A 24,136-nucleotide genomic window follows, 5' to 3' on the forward strand; every position below is an offset into this window, starting at 1 on the left:
TTTTACTCCGATGAATTTTGAGAAATCTTTCGATAAAGCTCTAAAATATTCTTATGAATTTGTTTCCGAGTAAAATTATTCTTCAGCTGATTAAAAGAATTCTGTATCAGTCGAACTCTGAAACCGGAATTTGTTCTTACAAAATTCAAAGAATCGGCCAAAGATCGAAGGTCATCTTTTTTATAAAGGTAACAATTTTTTTTATTATCAAACAGAAATCCACTTCCTTCACTTTGAAAAGAGATAACTGGAACTCGGCTGGCCCAGGCTTTTAAGATCTGTTCGTTTTGCGACCATTTGGTAGCTGGATTGATAAAATAATCTGCAGCTTCATAAGCCTGCTTCAAGAAATTCAGATCGGAGCTTAAATCGGAAATAATGGTTATCATATTATGAAGTTTGGCTTCATCTATCTTCTGCTGCATTTTTTGTAGATAATTCTTTGATTTTATTTTGCCAATGAATAAGAAATGAAAATTTTCTTTTTGCGATCTTAAATGTTCTGCCAGCTCCAGCAACCTAATTTGATTTGCTCCAAGATCAATATCAGATTCAAACAGGACCAATTCCGAAGTTGGAGATATTTTGTATTTTTTCCTGAAATCATGAGAACCTACGATCTGAAATTCTTCAAGATCAATCGCACAGAAAGCTGGAATTATGTTTTTATCAGGATATTTTTCTTTTAAAAGTATAAACTTTTTGTGATCGTAGCAAATTATTCCAGCTGCTTCAGAAAAAATGTCGATATCTTTTGAGAAAGCATCGATAAATTTACCATAATCAATTATTCGTTTTTTTATTTTTTCCAATTTTTCAAAATGCAGTTTATCGGCATCGGTGAACACAGAAACAATATAGGGAATTTTATATTTCTTTGCAATATTGGTAACACTAACTGCAATGCGACCACTTGTATGAATATGATAGATATCTACATCACTGCTTTTTTTCAAAAACTTACTAATTCCTTTGCAATGAGGATTTCCAATTGTTTCGTCCAAGAATTCTCTATCTTGCTTATTTAGATTTAAATACGGATAGTTATGGTGAAATCTTTTAACCGAATAATTTTCATACATTTCTTCGGTTATGCTTGCACCAGCCAGTGTAGAGATCACTGTATTTTGATGCTCCTTTTTCTGTAAAAAATCCATAAGTTCATGAATTTTTTTCTCGGTTTCAGAAGCATTTTCCGGCACAAAACGCCGTGTAATATGATAGCAATTTATCTGATATTTATTCATTTGATAAATCAACCTCGATAATAGTTTCGTTAATGATATCGTATCTGTTCTTTTCAATTCGGGATACCAGCTGATAAATTATCTGCATTCCCATTCCTCTGAATTTATCAGGTTCGGCAATATTTTTGTCTTCTGCTTCCGGCAGTTCCCAATCCATTCCATTATCTATGAATTTCATAGAGATTTTGTCATCAATATCGAAGTAAAATGCAATTATCGTATCTTTCTTTGTTTGTAATCCATGTTCAATAATATTGTTCAAAAACTCATTGATTACAAGTTCGATCTCAGTTGCCATTTTTTCATTTCCCACATATTCCATAATTGCTCGGAAGCATTCATTAGCAATTTCGGTAGTATTCTGAGAAAGAGAATTCACCATAAATAATTTATTGAATTTACCTTTTTTCTTTTTCTTCATTTTCTGGAATGTTAGCATGGTAAAATCATCTGCATTTATATCATATTTCAGATCCATCAATCTCTGTTTGAAAAGATGAGGAAGAATTATTCCTGTATCGATATTTGACTGTTCTTCCAAAAACTGAGTAAAACCAGCAAGTCCCAATTGATGACCATCAGGATTTTCACATTCGAAAATACCATCTGTATACAAAATATAGGATTTATTATTTTTAAATTGGATAACATCTTCATGATCGGAAGTATAGTCAAAATCTTCATCCCAACCCACAGGAATGGAACCGCTATCTCCCATAACTTTTGTTTCACCCGTTTTAAGATCGTATTCGATGATAGAAGGATGACCAGCATTTATGTAGCGGATCTCGTTCTTCTTAAGATCAATTAAACCTAAAGTTATAGTCATATAATCATTATCGAACAGGCGGCGACAAAGAATTTTATTTAGCCGTTTGATGATAAAATGTGGTTTTATATTCTTCTTTTCACTTTCGATAACCATGCTGATTATCGATTTTACAGCTGTCATCATAAGCGCAGCTTTTACACCATGCCCAGAAATATCTCCTACATAATAAACATATTTGCTGTTTGATATTTTGAGGATATCAAAAAGGTCTCCTCCAATAGAACTGGAAGGTTTATAAATCGATGAAAAAACGATATCATTTTCCAGGCGTAACCATTGTGGAACCAGATAAGTTTGCACGGAAGATGCCAGATCTATTTCCTGTTTCAATGAATTATAGAGGTTTTCAATTTCTTCTGCTGCTCTCTTACGTTGCAGAGCATTCACGATTATTTCGACCAGTATTTTGAGAAGTTTTATCGTGTCGTTGTCCCAATGTTTTTCATATTGGATGCTGCAAAGTCCTACAAATCCCAGAAGGTTATGCTCATAAACCATTGGCAGGAAAATGATAGAACGAGCTTTGATAGATGTTAGAAGCTCCTTTTCTTTCTCGGCCTGGGGTGGCATGGTAAAAATTGTAGGAATAAAAACCATATCCTGATTTTGCAATTGATCATGAAGCCAGGGAATTTCATCAACCATCAATTCATTTTTAAAATCTTGAGCAACATCAATTTCTGTGGAATACCAGTTGTTCGATCTTACAAAATTCGTTTTCTTTTCGTCCAATCGATACACAAAGGCACGATCGATATTTATGAAATTGCCGATTTTCATTAAACTTTCATCTACAGCAGCTTCTATTTTGTTTGTAGTCAAATTTATAAAATTTGTAGAAATTTGATTGATTAGTTTTTCGAACTTTACCCTGAATTCCAAAGCCTGCTTCACTTTTCTTTCTTCGGTCACATCCTCTTTTACGGCAATCAAATGAATAATATTGCCTTCATCATCGAACACAGGAGAAATGGAGGCTAATTCCCAATAACGCAAACCGTTTTTCTTCTGATTCAAAAATTCACCGGTCCAGGTTTTACCGGAAAGCACAGTATCCCAGAGTTCTTCATAAAATTCTTGTTCATGATATTCTGTTTTAAGAATTCGCGGATTTTTGCCGATCACTTCTTCCGATTTGTAACCGGTGACTTTCACAAATTTCGGATTTACATATTCTATATTTCCATTCGGATCGGTGATCACCACCGAAGCAGAACTTTGTTCCACAGCATGAAAAAGCATCTTGATCTTATTTTCTGCTTCTGTTTGGGTTCGCAACAACTCGTTGTGCCTTACAGCTTGTTCCACCGTTACCGGCAAGAGCTGCAGATAATGGCGTTCGTTATCTTTGATCAGATAATCATGCGCACCTTCTTTCATTGCTTTTACTGCCACTTCTTCATCACCGCTTCCGGTAACAAAAATGAAAGGAATTTTAGTAGATTTATCAAGTATATCAAAGGCATTTCCATCACCAAGATTAAAATCGGCAATGATGATATCAAAATCATTTTCATTTAAGATTTTCTTAGCATTTTCCACCGAATCTGCTATCATAAAATCATAGGGAAGGTCCTGATTTTTTACAAGACGTTTAAAAGCCATTTGATCTATCACATCATCTTCTACCAGCAATACTTTTATTTTTTTGTCTTCAATATCCACCATTTTATCACCTTTAAAAAATAATTTCTGTTATTCTTTTTTTTGCTTCAATTTTGGAATTGTAAATATCACTTTTAGGCCTTCTCCCGGTTCTGATTCCAACCAGATTTTGCCGTCGTATTTATCGATGATCTTTTTTACAATTGCCAAACCTATTCCGGTTCCGTCGATATCATCTTTGCTTTCCAGAGTCTGGAATATCTGGAATACTTTACTGAAGTATTTTGCATCAATTCCGGGTCCGTTATCTTCCACAGAGAATTGCCATTCCGATCCCTTATCTTCAGATTTTATCTGGATCAGCCCTGTATCTTTATCATTATATTTTATCGAGTTTTCAATAAGATTTTCAAATATCTGTTCTACCCTGGTCCTTTCAAATACAATTTCAGGAAGATTTTCCTGAACTTTAATTTGAATTTTTTGCGGAATTGATAGTTTGTGGGTAACATTTTTAATGAGTTTGTTCATGTTTACTTTGATCTTTTCTGCATCAAAATTCACGACATTCACATACTCAAAAATTGCTTCAATTAGCTGATGCATTCTTTCAGTTCTTCCCACAAGAAGATTCATGTTCTTTTTGCCTTCCTCTGTCAGATTATTCTCTTCATCCATCAGAACCCAATTTGCCAAAGTGTTTATTGCTCTGAGAGGAGATTTCAGATCGTGGGAAGTTATGTTAGCAAAATCCATGAGATCTTTGTTGGTCTTCTTCAATTCTCTCAAGGCTTTCAGCATTTTTTCTTCATCAATTTTTCTTTCGGTTACGTTTCGGATCGAACCGATTATCTTTATCCCATCACTCGAATCATCTTTTAAAACTCTGGCACTAATTGAGCACGGAATAAAATTTCCATCAGGATCAGAGAAAGAAATATCAAAATTATCGATCTCTTTTTGCTGTCTGATCACTTTCAAGAAAACATCTTCACATTCCAGATCGGTACAAATGAACCCAAGTTTCTTGCCAATAATCTGATCTCGATCGAGATGAATCAGGTTTCTGATAGATGGACTTATATCTTTGATCCAACCCTCTTCATCAAGCTCAAAATAAACATCTTTCATATTATCGAAAATACTCTGATATTCATTTTTGGTGTCTTCAGGTTCTTCTACGCCTTTAAATTTTGAAGTAGTTATGTCGTCTATCTGCATGAAGGAAATAACGATCGCAAGAGGATTTTTTTCAGCATCGCGAAGTAATTCCGGTTTTGCTAAAAGATACTTGGAATTTTCTTCATCTCCTTTGGTTCTTAAATAAAAATCTGTACTTCGCCACTGATCCAGATTATCAAAAGATGGTATTGGATTATCATCTGCTTTAAAAAAAATCTTTATATTTTTCTCCAGTAAATTGCTTGTTTTTATACCAAAAAGGTTGGCCATTTCCGGATTGCAGAAAATGATCTTTCCCTGCAAATTGGTAATGGAAACAGGATGTTTGATGGAAATAATTGCTTTCTTAAGAAGATCGAGTCTCGAAGTATTTTTCTGCATTTCTTCAAAAGATATCTGCATTTTCTTATATGTAGAAGATATTTTACGAAGTCGATTCAATTCGCTGGTCTGTTCTTCCAGAGATTTTAGCAATGTTCTAGATTTATAGCGATATTTCTTTTCTTCCTTTTCTTCAACTTGCCTCAATTCATTTCGCAGTTTAAACTGAATCATCATTAAAACAATGATGAAAATAAAGGCAATTATAAGAAGTATCAGAATGACATATGACAGAGTTCCCCAAGATGATTTTGATGATCTTATATTAGGATTTGAATTGGATGTTCTATTGAATTGTCCTGAGGAATTGCCAAGAACGATGGAATCTTTTTTTGTAGAATTTTCCTGGGTTCGAATAAAATTGTCCTGAGAAAATAAGCTAAAGCAAATTATAGTGAGTAATAAAAGAATTAGTGATTTTTTTCTCATAAATCTCCTGTTTTCGAGATTAATAAATTCCTAAATAGGGAACTCACAGATATCCCAATAATTTTCTATCTTTTTTATCATTTCCACAAATTCCTGGTAATTTACCGATTTGATAATATATCCGGCAACCCCAAGTTTATAGGAATCCAACTTATCTTGTTCCGAACGAGATGTAGTGAGTACAACAACAGGAATGCTAAGTAATTTCTCATCTTGTTTTATAGTACGCAAGAATTCAATTCCATTCATACGGGGCATATTCAAATCCAATAGAATAATTGCCGGAAGCTCCATGATTTCACTTTGCAGGTATTCCAAAGCATCTTCCCCATTTTGTTTCACAATAACTTCATTCGAAACTTCGATCTCTTTTAAAGCTCGTTTCACCGTCATAGCATCTACCAGATCGTCTTCAACAACTAAAATTGGTCTGTTACTTTTCATAAATAAACCCCAAAATCTATTCTTCTGTTTTCATTTTTGGAAGTGTAAAATAAAAAGTTGTTCCTTCTCCCAATTTGGAATTCAACCATACTTTTCCGCCATACATTTCTACAATTTTTTTGATAACCGTAAGGCCCACACCCGTGCTGTTATTTTGATCTCTGGGTTGTAACATATGAAAGATCTTGAAGATCTTATCATAATCCTTTTCCGCAATTCCAGGTCCGTTATCCGAAACAGAAAATTTCCAGAATTCTGCATTATCTTCACATCCTATCTTGATCTCACCCTTTGGTTTATCGATATATTTTAGCGCATTGCTGAGCAGATTTTGGAAAATTTGTTTTATTCTGGTTTTTTCCAATTTCACAGTAGGAAGTACATTAACTATCTCGATATTCATGTTCTTCGGTGGAGCCAGAAGATCGATAATATCCGGAACTGTTTTACTAAGATCTAATTCTACATGCTCTTCATGCAACCGTCCAATTCTGGAATATTCCAGAACTCCATTTATCAATCTATCCATGCGTTTCACGCGTGATTTCAGTAAGTTCAACTGTTCTTTTCCATCTTCATCAAATTTATCTTCATAATCACTTACAAGCCAGGTCGCCAATGAATTTATTCCTCGAAGTGGTGCCTTCAAATCGTGAGAAACAATATAGGCAAAATCTTTTAATTCAGTATTTATGCTTTCAATTTTGACCATTGCTTTCTCCAATTCTTTCTCATGTTTATGGGAAAGCATAAACAAGGTTTGAAAATTTCTGGTAGATTTTATACGTAGATAATTTGCCAGGAAAGAAACATAAAATGAAAGCAGAAGAATTACCGAAATATCCTTCCAATATTCAGTGAAATTATTGAGGATAAGTTGATGGACCACAGTTAACAGGATGATAATAATTGAAATAAAATACCATTTAAAAGAAAGATAAAATATGCCACATCCAATAATAAGTAAAATTATGTAAATTATGTAAATGATATCACCTGTAAATTTTATATATTGGATGCTGTTGAAAAGTAAAATACCTAAAATTATCGTGCCTAATAAATGACTATATTTTGGCTTCATTTTTATGCTCATCACCAGGTTCATAACGGCAAAAAGCAGCAAGAATGACATCACAGTCTGCAGCACTGTCATCATGTTTGCGTTGAACATTGTAAGATGAGCAATAGCAAATATCAAGAAAAGAAATGTAACAGCAAAAGAAAGAGCTTTTACACTGGAATAGAAAATTTCATCGATGCGATTTTCGAGTTCTTTTGGTTCTACTTCAATATTGATCTTTTTCTTTGGTTTTACATCGTCTATGCTCATATCCAACCCCTTATGAAAAAATTAATAATCATCAATTAATTTTACGTTTGTAATTTATAAATTATATAGCTTGATTTGTAAATACTTTTTTTATATGAAATTAATTTTTATAAAAAAAAGGGCAGCAATAGCTGCCCATTCAATAATTTATTCTTCTGGTTTCATTTGGGGAAAGAGGATTACTTCCTTGATAGAAGTATTACCCGTGAATAGCATTACCAGACGGTCGATGCCGATTCCCAATCCACCAGTCGGCGGCATTCCATATTCCAATGCTTCCAGGAAATCTTCATCTACCACGTTTGCTTCAACGTCTCCCATTTCTCGCAGTTTGGACTGCGCTTCCAGCCTTTCTCTTTGCTCGATAGGATCATTTAATTCTGTGAAAGCATTTCCATACTCGTTTCCATTTATGAACAATTCGAATCTTTCCGTAAGAAGTGGATTTCCAGGTTTTTCTTTTGCCAGAGGAGAAATCTCTTTCGGAAAATCGGTAACAAATGTCGGTTGAACCAACTTTGGTTCCACGAAATGTTCAAATAAAGCTTCGATCAATTTTCCTGCTCCGGCAGTTGGTTCGATTTCGATCTCATGTTTTTCGCAAAATGTTTTGATCTTTTTATAATCAAAATCGGAAGCATCAAAACCACTTTCTTCTTTTATCAATTCGATCATTCCGGCTCTTCGCCAGGGCTTTTTTAGATGAATTTCCGTTCCCATAAAATCGATGGTTTCAATTCCAAAAACTTCCTTGGCAATATGAAGGATCATATCTTCCGTGATATCCATCATTCCGTTTATATCGGTATAAGATTGATACAATTCCATCATGGTAAATTCGGGATTGTGAGTTCTGTCCATTCCTTCATTTCGGAAATTTTTACCGATTTCATAAACACGTTCAATTCCGCCCACGATCAATCTTTTCAGATAAAGTTCCAGAGCAATTCGCAAGTACAGATCGATGTCCAAAGTATTATGATGAGAAATGAAAGGTCGGGCATTTGCCCCGCCATAAAGTGGCTGCAAGATTGGGGTTTCCACTTCCACGAAACCTTTAGAATCCAGGAAATCCCGCATCGCTTTTATCATTCGAGAGCGAATAACAAATGTATCTTTCACTTCCGGATTCAAAAGCAGATCGAGATAGCGTTTACGATAACGCAGTTCAATGTCATGAAATTCATCATAACGCTGCAGCTTACCGTCTACAACTTTTTCTTTTACAGTGGGAAGTGGTTTCAAACTTTTTGCCAGCATCGTCACCTGGCTGGCTCGAATGGAATATTCTCCTATTTTGGTTATAAAACACTCACCTTCGATCTGCACGAAATCTCCCAGATCAAATAACTTGTAAACTTCGTAATTTTCTTCGCCAACGTTATCTTTTCTCACGAAGATCTGAATTCTGCCGGAATCATCAGAAATATTGCCAAATCCTACTTTTCCCTGGCGCCGCATCGCATTCAAACGTCCAGTGATTGTAACCTTTTCACCACTTTCCAAAAATTTATCTTTTTGCTCAATCAGTTCACCGATCTTATGAGTTCGTTTACAGCGATTGGGAAACGGATTGATTCCCAAATCCCTCACTTTCTGCAGTTTTTCTCGTCGTACTTTCAGCAACTGATTAATGTTTTCCATTTTTTTTCTCCATTTATCTAATTTGTGATTCTACGGTTAGTTATGCCGCAGTCACGTTTCCTAATTTATGAGAGTGGTTTTTGTGTCAAGTTTGGTATAAGATTTGCCACTAAGACACGAAGCCACAAAGAATCTACAATTGTCTTTCTGAGGAATTCTTGCAAAGGCAATCGACGAAGAATCTTAACAAAACTTTCTAACTCTGAATGTGCTTTTCGTAAGACTTTGTGAAAGAAGCCTTTTCACTAATTCAACTTATTTAATTCTGCTGTTACATAGAACAAGCTTCAAGACTTGTCACATGCCAAAAGGTTATGTGATAAGTCGATTTTTACTTTTTTTTATCGAGATGGTCAAACCAACATAAATTCAAAACGTATCCCCCGAATAATATTTATTTTTCAGTAATCAACAAAAACACAATAATTTCATTTTTTTCAAGCTCATGAATTTTTAATCTGTGAAATCAATTCAATTTCACTGGGTTATTCATGGGAAAAGCAAACAAAGCCTTTTATAGTAACCATTTCAATGGTTTTTTATTTGTGTAAACGGTTGAAACCGTTGTCAGAAATATTTCTCGTATCAAGATTCCCACGAATGAATTCGTGGGCTTTACTGGATAAGGTTTTGGACAGTTAATAAAGCAACAATTTCATTTATTACAATAAATTAGGTTTATACCTTCCAAATTTTTCGGGGGGAAGCGTGAATATAAATTTAATTTTGTTTCTGTGTTAATCGATGCTATTCGGTATTTATTCCTTCTCTTCCTCCGGCATTTCGAATTTCAGTTTTACAACTACCGGACGATGATCGGTGATGTATTTATAGCGCGCATCATCTCCGCCTTCCATGAATTTATCGATGGTAACCACTTTTACAAATTCTTGTGAGCTTTCAAATTCATCATAAAGTTCGTTGGAGATGAGAATGTGATCGATATGACCACGATATTTCCAGTAAGGATAACTCCAGTCGGCACTGTCGTTCTGGGCAATTTCATAATCGACAAATCTGTATTCAGCAGGTTTTTGCAAAAGGCTGGTAAAAACATTGGCAGCGCCTTCATCTATCAATTGATCATTCAAATCACCCAGAACGATCACATTGTCGTCGGGATGGTTTGCCAAAATCCAGGCATCCAGTTTTTCTACAGCAGCCCGACGGCGTGCTTCATTTTCGGCTCCCGTTCTGGCTTTAAAATGATTATTTACAATGATGATCTCCTGGTCGGCAAAAGTACATTCCAATACCAGCGGACTGCGTGGGAATGGCTGCCATTCTCCAAAAAAAATCTCATAAATTCCACTCACTCCGATCAGATCGGTTTTGTAGATAAAAGCCAGTTCCAGCTTCCAGTAATTGCGATTGGCTCGATAGCCGCTCCAGTTATGTTTATCCAGTGCATTAAGTTGATCGATCAAACAAAAGAAAGCTGAATCACTTTCGATCTCCTGGAAACCGATAATATCAGGATCGACAGCATTGATTATGTCAGCTGCATAATCTATTGTAAAATCACTTTTGGGAAAGTTTTGAATATTCCAGGTCATCACTTCCAAAGTTTGCTCTTCACCCACTTCCAGTTTATCATATTCAATTTCGGGAAGTTCTTCGCTCTCTAAAATTGCAAAAAGCAGAAAGCAGAAAGCAAAAATAATTTTTCTCATAATATCTCCAATTTTTTCCAACTTCGGAATGTACGAAGTTCTTCCGAATGTTGAATTTAGTAAATTTTAACTCATAAACATTCGAATGATCTCGAAAAAATTCGAAAACAATTCGAAAAAATTCGAAAACAATTCGAAGATTATTTCATCAATACCATTTTCCTTGTAAAAATCTGGTTTCCAGCTTGCAATCTGGCAAAATAAATGCCCGAAGAAACAGGTTTGTTGTTGTTATCGGTACCGTTCCAGACAACAGAATAACTCGGTGACGTGCCATATCCTTCGACAGGCTCAGGATGACTTTTTCCCTCTCTCTTTGCTAAACTCCCGCTTGGGAACGTAAATGTTTTCACTTTCTGGCCTTTCAGATTAAAAATTTCAATTGTCGCAAAGACAGAGCTTTGCGTTACGCTGAAGCTGATTGTCGTGCTGGGATTGAAAGGATTGGGATAATTTGTAATATGAATTTGAGATTCAGGAATATTATTTTGAGCAGAAACCGGATTCAACATCAAATCCAAAGAATTGAATACATTTAACCTTCCTCCGGAAACAGTCACATTTTCCAGATCGGGAATAATATCAACACCATCCAATAAAAACTGTTTGATTTCCAGACATTTTGTAGGGTCTGCTTCATATTCCAGCAGCCAATCCTGAGGTGCTGCAGAAAACATAAGAGCAACCGCTCCTGCCAAATGCGGTGCCGCCATTGAAGTTCCAGTTTTCCACGTATAATCGTTATTCCAATTTGTAGAGTAAATACTGCTGCCTGGAGCTCCCAGATCAATGCATTCCAAGCCATAAGCCGCACTGTTGTGTTTTGTATCGTCATTCATCGTATTGGTTACTGTTAAAAGATAATCACTTTCGCAAGCTGTTGGCATGTCGCCGCAATTATCAATATTTACGCCAGCATTCATAGTCGCAGCTGAACTGAGAACACCAGCTACACCTAGAGAATCGTAAATTGCGCTCCACAGTGGGTACTGGTTGGGATTGCCGTAATCTATTCCAAAAGAAGCATTCGTAGAAATTACAAAAGCTCCCAAAGCTCCTGCTGTTTCGTTCCATAACTTTCTCATTTCCAATACATATCCATAACCTTCCACCACAACCGATTCTACACTGGAATCAGCCGCTATCGGCATGATTTTGCCATTCCAGCAAACTCCGGTTACACCTAAATTGTTGTTTCCGATCGCTGCGGCAATTCCTGCCACGTGAGTTCCGTGGCTGTCTGTAGGAATAATACCGCAATGTGTATAACCATTCCAACCGTCGTAATCATCTACATAACCATTACAGTCATCATCAATATTATTATTGGGAATTTCATTGATATTTTTGAAATAGTTTATATCATCATGGTTCAGATCGGCACCACCATCCACAATGGCAATTACTAAAGTATCTCCAAAAGCTGTTACTCCACCGTTTGTAATATTCCAGGCTTCAGGTGCGTCGATATCACTATCTTCAATGCCGTTCATCTGCCCGGTATTGTGCATGTTCCATTGCAGATCAAAACTTTCATCATCAGGAAATTCACGTTGTTCGATGTAATGATTGAATTGTGAAATCATAACATATTTACTTTCATTCAAAGAAATTTTCACATCTTCATCTTTCCATCGATCGGGAACAAAAGAGCACAACCAGATATTCATTCTTCTGGTTAGAAGTCGTTCAAATTTCAGATCAATCTCACTGAATTCATTCTCCAATTTTCGTATCTGCTCCTGGCTGGGAAAGGAAGGATTCAGCTGCACCATTATTTCTCCGGATTTATAGAGAGTTTCAGATGCAAAAAGTGTACTAAATATAAAAATCATTAAAATAATAATTGATTTTCTCATTTTTCCTCCGTGGTTATAGATCATTCATTCATTATTCTTCCAGGTCAAGATTCAATCCTACCGGACGATGATCTGAAACATAATTATCGTATTCACCCCAGTTTCCATCCAGATACTCGTCTAATAAAATTGTCTCGACACTCGAATCTGAAAAAGCAAATTCATCGAACAATTCATTTGTAATCATAATGTGATCGAGATGGCTGGGCCAGCCGGGATAAGACCAGTAATTATTGGGTCCCCAAGCAATATCCATATCTACAAAAAGATATTCACTGGAATTATCGATCAAATTCTGAAAAACATTATTTGCTGAATTATCATCCAATTCATCATTCAAATCTCCGATCACAAAAACGTTTGCGTCTGGCAGATTTTCAGAGATAAAATCATCCAGAAGATTGCTGGCATCATATCTGCGGGTTTCTTCATCCCAGGGATCATTCAAATTCATAATCCCATCTCCCGAAGCTTTGAAATGATTGTTGATAATGAAGTATTCTTCTGTGTCATAAATACAATTCATTACCAGTGGATTTCTGGGAAATGGTCTATTGTCATTTTCAAAAATCTCGTAAATATCAATAACTTGAACTAAATCGGATTTATAGATAAACGCCAGATTTATATCATACGATGCTGAATAGGCTCGATGTCCTTCCCAATTGTGATTTACATCTATGGAATTTAATTGATCGACTAAAGTATAAAAAAAATCTTGATTTTCAATTTCCTGCAATCCGAAAATTTCTGCATTCATTCCCAAAATAGCATAAGTTACGTAATCTACCGTTGTCTGGTTCTGTTTTGGAAAATGCTCGATATTCCAGGTAACCACATCGAAAGTTTCGTCAGTGCCGAATTCCAGACCGCCAAAATAGAACTGATGCAGGATTTCAATTTCATTGCTCCAGTCCGATATTTCATCATCGAAAACCGCAGCTACTCGGTAGATGTAATATTCATTTTCTTCCACATCGTCATCCAGATATTCGCTTTGATTGATTTCGGTGGTATCGATGATTACAAATTCTGATCTGCCTGTCTGACGTGAAATCAAAAAACCGATCTCCTGATTGCTGTTGTCATCCCAATTCAGATGAATTTCATCATTCAAAGTATTTACCGCTTTCAGATTGGTTGGTTTATCTCTTTTGCCTGAAGGTTCGGTAGATATACCGCAGGAAATGAGTAAAATCATCACAAATAACAAAATTATATTTTTCACTTTTTCTTCTCCAATTTTTCTATTAATAAAACAGCATGCAAAAGATGTTCCGCAATAAAATCCGGCTTGTATTTCCAGTTCTTTCTATTCTCCAGGAATTCCTTCTCTCCATAGCCCGTTCGTACTAAAATCGTCGTTAAACCGGCTTTTTTACCAAATTCAATATCGGCATATTTATCGCCAATCATATAAGACTCTTTTATTGAGAAATTGTATTTTTCACAGGCTTTTTTGAACATTCCCAAACCCGGTTTTCTATCTTCATGATCGATGGTGAAAGGTGCAATTTTACCATCTTTGTGATATGGAGAATGGAAGATCTCAGTGATCTCTGCATTATGTTTTTGTAGTTCTTTCAGCATTTTTTGATGGATTTTATTCATCTCATTTTCAGTATAAAATCCTCTCGCAATCCCAGATTGATTTGTAATCACAAAAACCAGAAAATCCATCTCATTCAATTTTCTGATAGCTTCGGCTGTGAATTCGTAAAGTTCAAAATCTTCCGGTTTATTTATATATCCATTTTCGTCGGAATTTATTGTACCATCACGATCTAAAAAAACTGCTTTTTTCATTTAACTAATAAAACTCCTTTTTCTCCCCCTGTTAAGGGGAAACTATTTCTCAAAGACGGAGCTTTGAGTTACTTTGTACCGAAAACATCTTGTTTGCGATCCTCAAAGACGAAGCTTTGAGTTACTTTGTACCGAAAACATCTTGTTTGCGATTCTCAAAGACGGAGCTTTGAGTTGCTTTTGTTCACGTTCAGGAGTGAACGTGTTACAATACTTTTTCTGCACGTTACACTACTTTTTATGATCCGATGTTCTGAATTTAAGAGCATCAGGTAATTTTATGTTAAAAAGCTGGAATCTGTAATTCCAGTAATCACCTTGTTGTGTATAGCGGAAAAAAACTTTCCAGCAATGCAATTCTCTGGTAATCGTAAAACTGTGAGAAACCAATTCATCTTTTTGCAGATCGATATAATTGTCATAGGCAATGATCCAATTCTTTGATATTTTAGCACTTAGTGCCATGCGAAGATTACTGGAATAATCGTTAGCCTCGTGTGACGCTTTGTTTGTGTCATAATTATGAGTAAAAGTGAGTGACCAATTTTTCTTGCTTTTCTGCAGCTCATCCATTTCTTTTATTGTATTTATAACGTTATCTTCTTCTGTACTCAAGGTGTCGGAAGCAAAAAAATCGCTGGTTTCAAATTTATTTTCTGCGATCGGGAAATAATCGATATAATTAGCATCACCGGAAAGAGTTAATTTTGTAGTTGTTCCAAAGCTCCAGTTCTTTACGCCATAATTCCAATCTTTATGGTTCCAGTTTTTAAATTTGAGATCATAAGTTCCCTGCGAAACAGATCCATCAGGATCAAAACTCAAGCTCAGGAATTTCCATTTGAAATTATTGAAATTGAAATTAATCGAGTGAGAAATATCTGAGTATCCATTTCCTTCTTTTTCAAAATCGTAGGAAATACTCGATTTTATCTTAAAAAAATCGTTGATCTTTCTTTCATCAATTTTTTCTGTTCCAAGCAGTTTCAGTGACCATTTATTATCCAAAGACAAAGTGATACTACGGGATTTTTCACCATTTTTAACGTTGATACCACTGAAGCTGTAATATTTATCGTTTTCCGTAAAATCGGGTTGGTAATAAAAAGTAGCGCTGGGAGTGATAACATGACGAACTGCTCTTACATAAATATCTCCAAAATCTCGTATTCCATAAAGGTTGAATGAGGCAGTTGTATTTGCGCTGTAATCTGAAGCTCTCACAAATTCATTATCATTTTTATCTCTGTCAAACCAGACTTCGTTTCCCGAAATGGATGGTGTGATGTTCAGCCAGCCTTTAAATTTGTAACTGAAACTGATACCTCCGGAATGTTTGGCTCCGGCATGATGTTCGTTTATATCAGTTCCTTCATCATCTTTTTTGTTACTCCAGATGATCTCATCGAAAGAAGAATTTCTATCGGATGTAAAACCGGATTGAACGGCTTTGAATCTGTATGAATAGGAAAAACCTTTCCACCAGGAATCTTCTGGAATTTCTTCATCTTCTGCCAGGAAAATCTCGTAAAAAGGTTTGGATGGAAGGGAATATGAAATGGAAGGCAGCACAATATCTTTTCTTTCACCGTTCCAGGTTAATGTATCACCATCAATCACATAAGTTTTATCTTCTCCCAGAAGGTCGTGTGTATAATTTGCACTCACGTTCAGATAACTTCCCAGGAACGGTTTTTTGAAAGACATTGATGATTTGATCTCTTCCGCCAGACGTTCGTTCACATCTTCGCTGCCCTGCCAAACTTTGGAACTGCTTACAAAATTCAAATTGGCATCAAAAGTTGTATGATTACCAAATTCATGATGATGACGACTGTGAACATTCCACTCATAAGTTGCCTGATCGGGTCCATTTATTCGTTTCTGCAAGATTGCTGAGAAATTGCCATTAAAAATATAGCGTTTTATATATTCAGAAGTCAAGCCAAACTGCCATCCGGTTTTCTCGTAATAATCCAAAGCCAGAGTTGCATCGGCATAATCTTTGTAAGCATAATAATAAGCGATATTTTCCAAGTATTTACCTTCAGTTTCGCTCCAACCGGGAGATGGAACCAGAATTCCTGATTGCCTACCGCGTTTTATGGTAAAGGTTCCAAAAGGTAGAGCCATTACAGGAAAATGATTAACATAAAAAATGATAGGTTTGCCCACAACTTTGTCATTCTGATACAATCGCAGTTTTTTGCTTCCAATATAAAAATGCGGATGAAGCGCATCACAAGTGGTAAAAATGCCATTATCTACATCGAATGTTTTCTTATCTATTTTGCGAATCTCATCTCCGTAATAAAAACCTTTATCGAATTTGCTGGCACCTTGCTTTAGAAGTCCCCATTGCGTATCCAGATCATAGTACACATTTTCTCCCAGAATAAGCTGACTGCCATCTTCCATAAAAGATTCACCTTTGGCAAAAGCCTGCTCTTTTTTCATATCGATCGAGATCGTATCCGATTGAATATCGGAGGTGTGGTATTTAACGTTTGCCTCTCCAGCCAACAATATCAATTCATCATCCACAGAATAAAACACGCTGTCGGCAGCATAGAAAACAGAATCGACTTCCATCGAATCTTTTTTTACAAGTGAATCGGAAATTGCTGATAAAGAATCAGGTTTCTGATCGATAAGTGATTCAGCACTTTCCTGAGTGTAAACAACCACACTCCAGAATAAGCTGATGATAACCAGCAATAGCGTTATTCTTCTTCTCAATATCGACCTTTTCATTATGCGCATTTTTTTGGTTCTCTCTTTTGTGTCAAGAAAAGGTCTTCGGCTGCAATAGCTGTAGATATCCGATTTATTTGACAACTCAAACGACAAAATATTCCTCGTTCCAAGATATTGGAGGAAAGATGGAATTGAATGTGCTGATATTTGGAATTATTGTTTTTCTGATTTCCGGGATGCTGCAGGGGCTTTCCGGATTCGGTTTTTCAATTTTAGCCGTTCCTCTGATAACTTTGATAATTCCTCCCAGAACTGCTGTTCCTATTCTGATGCTTTATTCTATTATCATCAATCTGGTCGTTTTATATTCCACGCGTAAATCTGTTGATCTGAAAAAGATCTGGATTCTGCTGGCTGCCGGAATTGTTGGATTGCCATTTGGAGCTCATTTACTGGTTATATTGGATAGCAGTATTCTAAAGATCTTTATTGGTGGAGTTATCATCGTGTTTGGATTGCTGCTTTTGATGGGTTATCGAAAAACACTGAAGCATGAGAAAATCACGATGATTCCGATAGGCATATTCAGTGGACTTTTGAGTGGAAGTATTTCTATCAGCGGGCCACCGATTATTATATTCCTGGCAAATCAAGATCTTGGAAAACATTCATTTCGAGGAAATCTTGCGATCTATTTTTTTCTATTGAATATTTTCACAATTCCAGTATTCTGGTTAAATGGACTTTTTACAGAAGATGTAATGCATTATTCTTTACGATTTTTACCCGGGCTTCTGGTTGGTGTAATTCTGGGAAACTTGTTTTCTCATAAAGTTCAGGAACAGCATTTCAGAAAATTTACTTTAGTTTTGCTTCTGATAATGGGAGTGCTGGCAGTAATTTCGGGTTTAAGATAATTTTTCGACCACGGATAAACGCAGATAAACACCGATAACTCTTTAATTCTGTCATTCTACCTGCCAAGCCGAAGTTCTGAATGTATAGGAACGAAGTCTGCTCTTTTAAAGCGACAATGTCGCTTTGCATCAAAAAATTGATGCAGTCCAAAGTTTTGCATCAAACAAACTCCAAAAAATTTATTGCCAAAAATCACTATATTTTCATATCTAAACACATGAAAATCTTAATATCTTTTATCGGGAATCATGATCCTTTTGCAGATGATAAAGAAGAACTCGGACCAATTCTTTCTATATTAAAAAAACATAAATTCGATAAACTTTTTCTATTATTTAATAATGAGAAATACTGGGATTCACTAAATCGAACACAGCAATTCTGTAATCAGAACTATCCACAAATGAAAGTAGAGTATCGTCTAGCAGAAACTTTGAGTCCAATTGATTACAATTTTGTTTATCCTGCTATGTATCAGGTGATTCAGAAATTGAAAAAAGATAATCCAAAAGCGAAATTTACCATTTCGGTTACTTCTGGTACACCGACCATGCATGCTTGCTGGCTTTTTTTAGTTCAAGGTGGAGTTATTAACGCAAAACTTATTCAAGTTTCTCGTGAGGCTGGAATTCAGGAGATAACATTTAAACTAGATGATTTCCCAAAAATAGAAGAAACTCCCGAGATCAAAGCAAAACTTACTCAACTTGCTAGAGAAAACGAGCAACTTAAGAATTCATTAGATCTCGAGACAGCTCTTAAAAAAGGTTTTTATATACCTGAAGAAGGTTTAGACCTAATAAATGAAATATTACCAGCATATTACAAAGGAGCTTTAAAGCTTGCTGGTGGAAATGCAGCGAAGGCAGCAAAACTTTTGGGTCTGAAACCACATACTTTCAGAAAGAGGTTAAGAAAATTAGAAATAAAGTAATTTGGAGTAAGGTAATTATTTCCTTTTAGAGTCGGAACGACTATGCTCTTTCAAGCGACTGCGACGCTTTGCATCAAACACTCTACAAGTCTTTCAGACTTCTGAGTGATATTGATTCACTCCAAAAGTTAAACGTAACAAAAGTTACGCATGTATTTAAAATCGATAAACCATGAAAATAGTGTTAATTTCTTTTATGATAACACTTTAAGTTTTGACCATTGTTTTTCAACTGGACAGAATGTGATTTTTAATTATGGTAGGTTAAGTAAATTGAAATCTATGGAGGTCATATGGACATCAGAAAATTTTTAGAGCAATTTGATGATTCGGAACTGAAAAATATTGGCGTATTAAATACAAAAAGAAATCTATTAAATTCTAAAAGTGTTGAAAGTTTAATACAATTAATGAAACAAAGTAATATAGATAAACTAGAAGGACCAGAAGATTGGTTTTTAGATATAAATTATAATTTTTGTAATCCCAAATCAAATCTAAAACAAACTGGAAATTTAAAACAAAGTCAAACAAGACTTGGAGTTGTTTTTGATTTCCAAAATAACATTTTGAATCCTCATTATAGATCTTTTGATAAAAACCAAAACAATGAAAATTCCAGTCAAAATTCTCCCCAAGAAATTTACAAACAAAAAATCATATTAGATACTACTGTTTTTGCTAATGAAGATATTTCAAAACCTGAAAATAGAATCAATTTATCACTTTTCAGTTTATTCCTAATTGATGATTTCAGATCCTGGTTTTTAGAACAGTTTGATCTTCCACAAGATTCTGTTATTTTCCCTTCGACTAATTTAAAAGGTGGAATCAGACCTGATTTTGCAGTAAATAACAAAGAAGATAAACCAATAGCTTATATAGAAGTTGAGATCGGAAGAGAAGATATTGGTCAATTACAAAATTTTAGAAGTATGCTAAATGTCCCGGTCTTTTCAGTTTGTGGAAAAAAAGAACATGAAGGACATCTGAGTCTTTTAGAAATTTATGATAAATTAAACGAAGTAAAAGAAAAAATTAAATCCAAACAATTCAATAAGAATTTTGCTGTTTATGAAACCTTGATTTATGAAAACGTTCTTTCATATGGACGTGAGAGATATAAATCAACTACAATATCAGATGAAATGAGAAATTCTTTTCTTATTCAAAATCTGATGGATCATTTGGAGATTCACGAAGATGTGGGAAGAACTATGAGACCTGGTGAATTTCTGCTTGAAACAAAGAAAGAATTCGGATTCTCTCTTAGAATTTATTCACGAGAATCAAAAATTAGGAATAGCTTATCCATTATGGCACGATCCGGTGGTAGACCAAGAATCATATTCCCTTCTAAAGAAAAATTAGAGAAATATTTACCTTCGTATAAACAGCCTGCAATTAACGAATTATGTAATTTTCTAAAAAGGTTTGGTTATCATATTGATACATTACCGGAAAGATCACAAGCAAGAATCGATATAAACCTCGTTGAGGGAAATATTGATAAATTTATTGCGATTTTGGAAAAATTGGGTGAAATATGAAAATAGATAGAAACGATCCAATTAACAAAATAATATTTCCTGATAAGAAATCAACAACTGGTTGTATGACATTAATTGTTTGTATTTTATTATGTTTTGAGAGGTTGCATGGATAGAAAAAAACAAATTCTAAATGCTATAATCAACAAGAATTGCAATGAGTTAGTATTTCAAGAAAGTTATGAAGACATTTTAGTAGAAATAACTGATGATTTACTTAAAAATAATGATTTTGTTCCTTGCAGTGTATTAAACAGAAGTTTATTTTTATATACATCAGGTTCTGATTTTATACCTTTGGACGAAGAACAAGCCAAAAGAAACAGAATCATTAAACCAATCAAAACAAAGGTTGAAGCAAGGATTTCAGAAAAATTAATATCCCTTATCAAAACAAATGAAGTTGATTTATTCAATGATTTTTTTCGGGTATTATACAAAAATGAGGAAGACTATAAAGATTTATTATTCACCTATGACGATAATATTTTTATAGAACTAATTTCTTACATCATTTCAAATGATGATCTTGAATTATTGTTTGATATTTTTAAATATTTAAACGACAATTTTAATGTTGATTATAATGAACCAATTGAAAAGATATTCATATACTTCATGGAAAACCGTGATAATAGATTCTATCCTCAGTTTAAAAAAGAATTAGTGATTTGGTTCAATGAATTTGTTTTTGACGGAACCCCATTAGACATATTCTATGAGCGAAATTTCTTGGATCTTATTGTTAAATATGATGTTGAGTTAACTGCTGATATTTTAGAGCAATCTCTTCATATTACTAATGATCAAACTGAGGATATGAATATAATTGATATGTTATTAGAATATTCGAATTTTTTTGACACTTCAATTGAAAATACCAAAAGAAAAAATATATATGAAGCTCTTAATAAATTTGCTTCCAAATATCCGAGTAGCGAATCAATGTCTTTATTATTATTTTTTTCAATTATTCAAAATGTAAATGAACCAATTAAAATCTTTAAAAAAATAAAAACTAAAAATCTTAAAAATGAAGTAATCAATTTAATTTGTAAGAAATATCTGAATCCCAGATTAATTAGATTAGATTTAAAGAATAGAAAAAAAATTGTGGATTTTCTATTAGATCAAAATTTAGATTTCGATTTTGAACTAAAAATACTAGAAGCATTTATATCTAACCAAACCACGTTAACTTTACAAAAGGATATATTCAATTTATCAGATTATATTAGAAAATTATATCATGCTATGATAGAAGGAATAAACAGAAACAGTGTTGAAAAATCTATAAAAAATGACCTAAAATCGCTTTTGCTTATTATAATTAGATTGTACGATAATAATTTTGATATTGAAAATCATAAATTATTTACAAAAATATGTAATTATTTATTTAATTTTACCCCACAAAGATACTATTCTATGTATAATTATTTTGATTCTATCGATTTATCATATAGTGAATTTGCAAAAACGGGTATAACATCTGGTCCTAGTTTTCATGATCTCAAGTATGAAAAATATGATACATCAATAAAAAAAGATTATTTTACTTTTAAAATATTTCATAAAATATTCTTCAAATTGAATAAAATATCAGATAACAATAACGAACTTAAAAAATATGTTGATTTGATACATAAATTGTATAGTTCATTATTTGTCTATACTAGAAATGTGATTTTTATTAATTCAGCTGTCGAAAAAAAAGATGAAATTACTAAAGCACGGGTTGAAGAACGCAATCGTATTTTGGCAAATCTATCTCATACGGTCAAAAACATGATCGGTACGATTATAGATCCTTTGGAAAATATGAAAAGCCAAAATAAACTTCAACCAGTTGCAATAGATAATGCAATAAGAGGAGCCAATCTGGTTCGCGGTTTAGTAAATGCAATGAACCTTAGTTTCAAAGGTTCAATAGAAGACTTCCAATACGACATAAAAAATGCAGAATACAATAATTCTACTTCTCTAAAACAAATGTTTATAGAGTCCCTTAAATATTCCATTAGCTCGATGTTCGACGGTAAATATTTTGAAAAATTTATGAGAAATTATTTTCCCAACAAAGCTGAATTTCTGGTAGCAAAAACCAAATGGAACGATGTTTCTCAAACAACAGAAATTCAAAAAATAATGGATTTTATGAACACATATATGCTGAAAGCAGAAATTGATCTGGATTCGGCACAGGATTTTGTAATAGGTAATGATAAGGGATCTTCTCTTAAATTCCTAATTATGATCCAGGAAATGGTTTTCAATGCTGTTAAATATTCTTCCTTCGTTCCCCAGGATGAACGTTTTATCAAAATTGAGTTTTCGGCTGATAATGAATATGTTTCCATTCAAGTAAGCAATAAATTCCAACCTAAAACTAAAGTGAAATCTAGTGGTCTTGGACATGAGATAATTAACAATTTTTCTAAATTGCTGCAAACAAAACCTGATATTAGAACTGAAAATGAAATATATTCGGTAGAAGTGAAGTTCCAAAATTTGTGGGAGGTATAAGTTGAAAATACTTTATGTGGAAGATGAACTGACAAAGAATGTTCCCAAAATTATCAGGTTATTCGAGAAATATCTTGGACCTAAAAGAGTAAAGCAGTTAGAAAAACTAGAAAATGATGAGAGTGGTTACGGTGCTGAACCTCAGGAAATTAAGAGAATAGTTGAATCGTGTGGAGTTGTAGATATTGAATATTGCTTTACTGATAGTTTAAAGAAAATAGTAGAATTCCAAAATGAATATACAATTTTCATAATTGATAGAAACTTATCTGAAGTAGAGTATGAGTTGGAAGATATACAAAAAATCGGAACAAGCTACAAAAATGAGTTTTATGATAAATTCTTTGAACGTGAGGGAGATTATTTTCTTGAACTACTTATCTCAGCTAAATTTGATGTAATTAATAATTTTTACTTTCTTACAGCTAATTCCCGCGATGATCTGCGAAATGCAGATAGATTAAAAGAGCATTTTGATTTTGGATTATTTAAAGCAAGTAACATCATTGATAAATCTGATAATCTGGAAATGCATAAACTAAAGATGCGAATTGAAAATGATGAAAAACTTCAGGTTTTGAAAGATAATATTAGATATGTGCGTATATTGGAAAAAATCGATTCTGACGTTTCGGAAAACTTCCTTGACCTTTTAACTCATAAAGATGATTCAAATCAAAATACCATAAGAAAAAATCTTACTACAATAAGAAATATCCTTTCCGATAATATTCTTCCGGAAATTGCCAGGTTGAAAAATGCTCCTGATTTTTGCTGGAATCCCAAGAATAAGAATCAGATTGTTATGAGAGGAGTTATAAGTTGGATATGTAATTTCGATAAAGATACGAGAATAAATAATTTTCAATTTAATTCTAATGCTATTATAAAGAATTTTCTATATGATATTCAGGAGATAGCAAGTGATTATGGTGATCATAAAAATTACAAAAAAAAAGAAAAAACACTTGCTACTAGTGATACCGTAAATTCACTAATATATGCTTTAAAAGATATTATCGTGTGGTATGATAAGATTCTGGAGTAAAAGAATTATTTCCTTTTAGAGTCGGAACGAC

The 24,136-nt window shown here is 34.0% G+C and carries 17 protein-coding genes; 6 read left to right on the plus strand and 11 right to left on the minus strand.

All coding sequences use genetic code 11. The features are described 5' to 3' along the window. Window positions 1–2: 2 nt before the first annotated feature. From K9N40_01295 to K9N40_01305, 3 genes are read right to left on the minus strand one after another with little or no spacing between them, the layout of a single operon-like run. Complete coding sequence (locus tag K9N40_01295; GenBank protein MCF7813096.1) at window positions 3–1,247, minus strand: glycosyltransferase family 4 protein; 1,245 nt, start codon at window positions 1,245–1,247, stop codon at window positions 3–5. After that, the gene (locus K9N40_01300; protein ID MCF7813097.1) at window positions 1,240–3,747 is read right to left on the minus strand and encodes a SpoIIE family protein phosphatase; all 2,508 of its coding nucleotides are present in this window, start codon (window positions 3,745–3,747) and stop codon (window positions 1,240–1,242) included. The genes K9N40_01295 and K9N40_01300 overlap by 8 nt, the downstream gene beginning before the upstream one ends. Window positions 3,748–3,774: 27 nt before the next feature. After that, window positions 3,775–5,421 (minus strand): PAS domain-containing protein, encoded by a 1,647-nt coding sequence (locus K9N40_01305; protein ID MCF7813098.1) that lies wholly within the window; start codon window positions 5,419–5,421, stop codon window positions 3,775–3,777. Window positions 5,422–5,434: 13 nt separating this feature from the next. Between K9N40_01305 and K9N40_01310 the strand changes: the two genes are divergently transcribed. Continuing rightward, window positions 5,435–5,617 carry a hypothetical protein gene (locus tag K9N40_01310; GenBank protein ID MCF7813099.1) on the plus strand — a complete coding sequence of 61 codons (183 nt, stop codon included), beginning with the start codon at window positions 5,435–5,437 and terminating at the stop codon, window positions 5,615–5,617. A gap of 89 nt (window positions 5,618–5,706) precedes the next feature. Here the strand turns inward: K9N40_01310 and K9N40_01315 are convergent, their stop codons facing one another. The 8 genes from K9N40_01315 to K9N40_01350 all read right to left on the minus strand — a co-directional run bounded on the left by K9N40_01315 (window position 5,707) and on the right by K9N40_01350 (window position 17,186). Further along, the gene (locus K9N40_01315; protein MCF7813100.1) at window positions 5,707–6,120 is read right to left on the minus strand and encodes a response regulator; all 414 of its coding nucleotides are present in this window, start codon (window positions 6,118–6,120) and stop codon (window positions 5,707–5,709) included. A 16-nt stretch (window positions 6,121–6,136) separates the two neighbouring features. Further along, entirely contained in the window at window positions 6,137–7,450 is a 1,314-nt protein-coding gene (locus K9N40_01320) for a GHKL domain-containing protein (protein ID MCF7813101.1), read from the minus strand. 147 nt (window positions 7,451–7,597) lie between these two features. Further along, the gene (gene lysS, locus K9N40_01325; GenBank protein ID MCF7813102.1) at window positions 7,598–9,094 is read right to left on the minus strand and encodes a lysine--tRNA ligase; all 1,497 of its coding nucleotides are present in this window, start codon (window positions 9,092–9,094) and stop codon (window positions 7,598–7,600) included. Between the two features lie 758 nt (window positions 9,095–9,852). Continuing rightward, window positions 9,853–10,767: an endonuclease/exonuclease/phosphatase family protein gene (locus tag K9N40_01330; GenBank protein MCF7813103.1), complete on the minus strand. Its 915-nt coding sequence runs from the start codon at window positions 10,765–10,767 to the stop codon at window positions 9,853–9,855. 140 nt (window positions 10,768–10,907) lie between these two features. After that, window positions 10,908–12,626: a S8 family serine peptidase gene (locus K9N40_01335; protein ID MCF7813104.1), complete on the minus strand. Its 1,719-nt coding sequence runs from the start codon at window positions 12,624–12,626 to the stop codon at window positions 10,908–10,910. 31 nt (window positions 12,627–12,657) lie between these two features. Further along, the gene (locus K9N40_01340) at window positions 12,658–13,854 is read right to left on the minus strand and encodes an endonuclease/exonuclease/phosphatase family protein (protein MCF7813105.1); all 1,197 of its coding nucleotides are present in this window, start codon (window positions 13,852–13,854) and stop codon (window positions 12,658–12,660) included. After that, on the minus strand, window positions 13,851–14,432 hold the full coding sequence (locus K9N40_01345) for an HAD family hydrolase (protein MCF7813106.1): 582 nt from the start codon (window positions 14,430–14,432) through the stop codon (window positions 13,851–13,853). Before K9N40_01345 ends, K9N40_01340 begins: the two co-directional genes overlap by 4 nt. Before the next feature lie 231 nt (window positions 14,433–14,663). Then, window positions 14,664–17,186 carry a hypothetical protein gene (locus K9N40_01350; protein MCF7813107.1) on the minus strand — a complete coding sequence of 841 codons (2,523 nt, stop codon included), beginning with the start codon at window positions 17,184–17,186 and terminating at the stop codon, window positions 14,664–14,666. Between the two features lie 128 nt (window positions 17,187–17,314). Between K9N40_01350 and K9N40_01355 the strand changes: the two genes are divergently transcribed. From K9N40_01355 to K9N40_01375, 5 genes are all read left to right on the plus strand, one after another. Continuing rightward, entirely contained in the window at window positions 17,315–18,046 is a 732-nt protein-coding gene (locus K9N40_01355) for a sulfite exporter TauE/SafE family protein (GenBank protein ID MCF7813108.1), read from the plus strand. 218 nt (window positions 18,047–18,264) lie between these two features. Further along, window positions 18,265–18,981: a hypothetical protein gene (locus K9N40_01360; protein MCF7813109.1), complete on the plus strand. Its 717-nt coding sequence runs from the start codon at window positions 18,265–18,267 to the stop codon at window positions 18,979–18,981. 293 nt (window positions 18,982–19,274) lie between these two features. Next, a complete protein-coding gene (locus tag K9N40_01365; GenBank protein MCF7813110.1) occupies window positions 19,275–20,531 on the plus strand; it encodes a hypothetical protein in 1,257 nt (418 codons plus the stop codon). A 108-nt stretch (window positions 20,532–20,639) separates the two neighbouring features. Next, window positions 20,640–23,057, plus strand: a complete 2,418-nt coding sequence (locus tag K9N40_01370; GenBank protein MCF7813111.1) for a hypothetical protein — start codon at window positions 20,640–20,642, stop codon at window positions 23,055–23,057. Window position 23,058: 1 nt separating this feature from the next. Next, window positions 23,059–24,105, plus strand: a complete 1,047-nt coding sequence (locus tag K9N40_01375) for a hypothetical protein (protein MCF7813112.1) — start codon at window positions 23,059–23,061, stop codon at window positions 24,103–24,105. Window positions 24,106–24,136 lie beyond the last annotated feature (31 nt).

It is taken from the genome of Candidatus Cloacimonadota bacterium, assembly GCA_021734245.1.
Taxonomy (GTDB): Bacteria; Cloacimonadota; Cloacimonadia; order Cloacimonadales; family TCS61; genus B137-G9.

What these genes read in the sequence shown, in the direction of transcription:
- K9N40_01295 (MCF7813096.1), bottom strand. Translation starts at nt 1,247, where the DNA reads ATGAATAAATATCAGATAAATTGCTATCATATTACACGGCGTTTTGTG.
- K9N40_01365 (MCF7813110.1), top strand. Translation starts at nt 19,275, where the DNA reads ATGGACATCAGAAAATTTTTAGAGCAATTTGATGATTCGGAACTGAAA.
- K9N40_01330 (MCF7813103.1), bottom strand. Translation starts at nt 10,767, where the DNA reads ATGAGAAAAATTATTTTTGCTTTCTGCTTTCTGCTTTTTGCAATTTTA.
- K9N40_01310 (MCF7813099.1), top strand. Translation starts at nt 5,435, where the DNA reads ATGAAAATAAAGGCAATTATAAGAAGTATCAGAATGACATATGACAGA.
- K9N40_01305 (MCF7813098.1), bottom strand. Translation starts at nt 5,421, where the DNA reads ATGATTCAGTTTAAACTGCGAAATGAATTGAGGCAAGTTGAAGAAAAG.
- K9N40_01300 (MCF7813097.1), bottom strand. Translation starts at nt 3,747, where the DNA reads ATGGTGGATATTGAAGACAAAAAAATAAAAGTATTGCTGGTAGAAGAT.
- K9N40_01370 (MCF7813111.1), top strand. Translation starts at nt 20,640, where the DNA reads ATGGATAGAAAAAAACAAATTCTAAATGCTATAATCAACAAGAATTGC.
- K9N40_01315 (MCF7813100.1), bottom strand. Translation starts at nt 6,120, where the DNA reads ATGAAAAGTAACAGACCAATTTTAGTTGTTGAAGACGATCTGGTAGAT.
- K9N40_01350 (MCF7813107.1), bottom strand. Translation starts at nt 17,186, where the DNA reads ATGAAAAGGTCGATATTGAGAAGAAGAATAACGCTATTGCTGGTTATC.
- K9N40_01320 (MCF7813101.1), bottom strand. Translation starts at nt 7,450, where the DNA reads ATGAGCATAGACGATGTAAAACCAAAGAAAAAGATCAATATTGAAGTA.
- K9N40_01345 (MCF7813106.1), bottom strand. Translation starts at nt 14,432, where the DNA reads ATGAAAAAAGCAGTTTTTTTAGATCGTGATGGTACAATAAATTCCGAC.
- K9N40_01355 (MCF7813108.1), top strand. Translation starts at nt 17,315, where the DNA reads ATGGAATTGAATGTGCTGATATTTGGAATTATTGTTTTTCTGATTTCC.
- K9N40_01335 (MCF7813104.1), bottom strand. Translation starts at nt 12,626, where the DNA reads ATGAGAAAATCAATTATTATTTTAATGATTTTTATATTTAGTACACTT.
- K9N40_01360 (MCF7813109.1), top strand. Translation starts at nt 18,265, where the DNA reads ATGAAAATCTTAATATCTTTTATCGGGAATCATGATCCTTTTGCAGAT.
- lysS (MCF7813102.1), bottom strand. Translation starts at nt 9,094, where the DNA reads ATGGAAAACATTAATCAGTTGCTGAAAGTACGACGAGAAAAACTGCAG.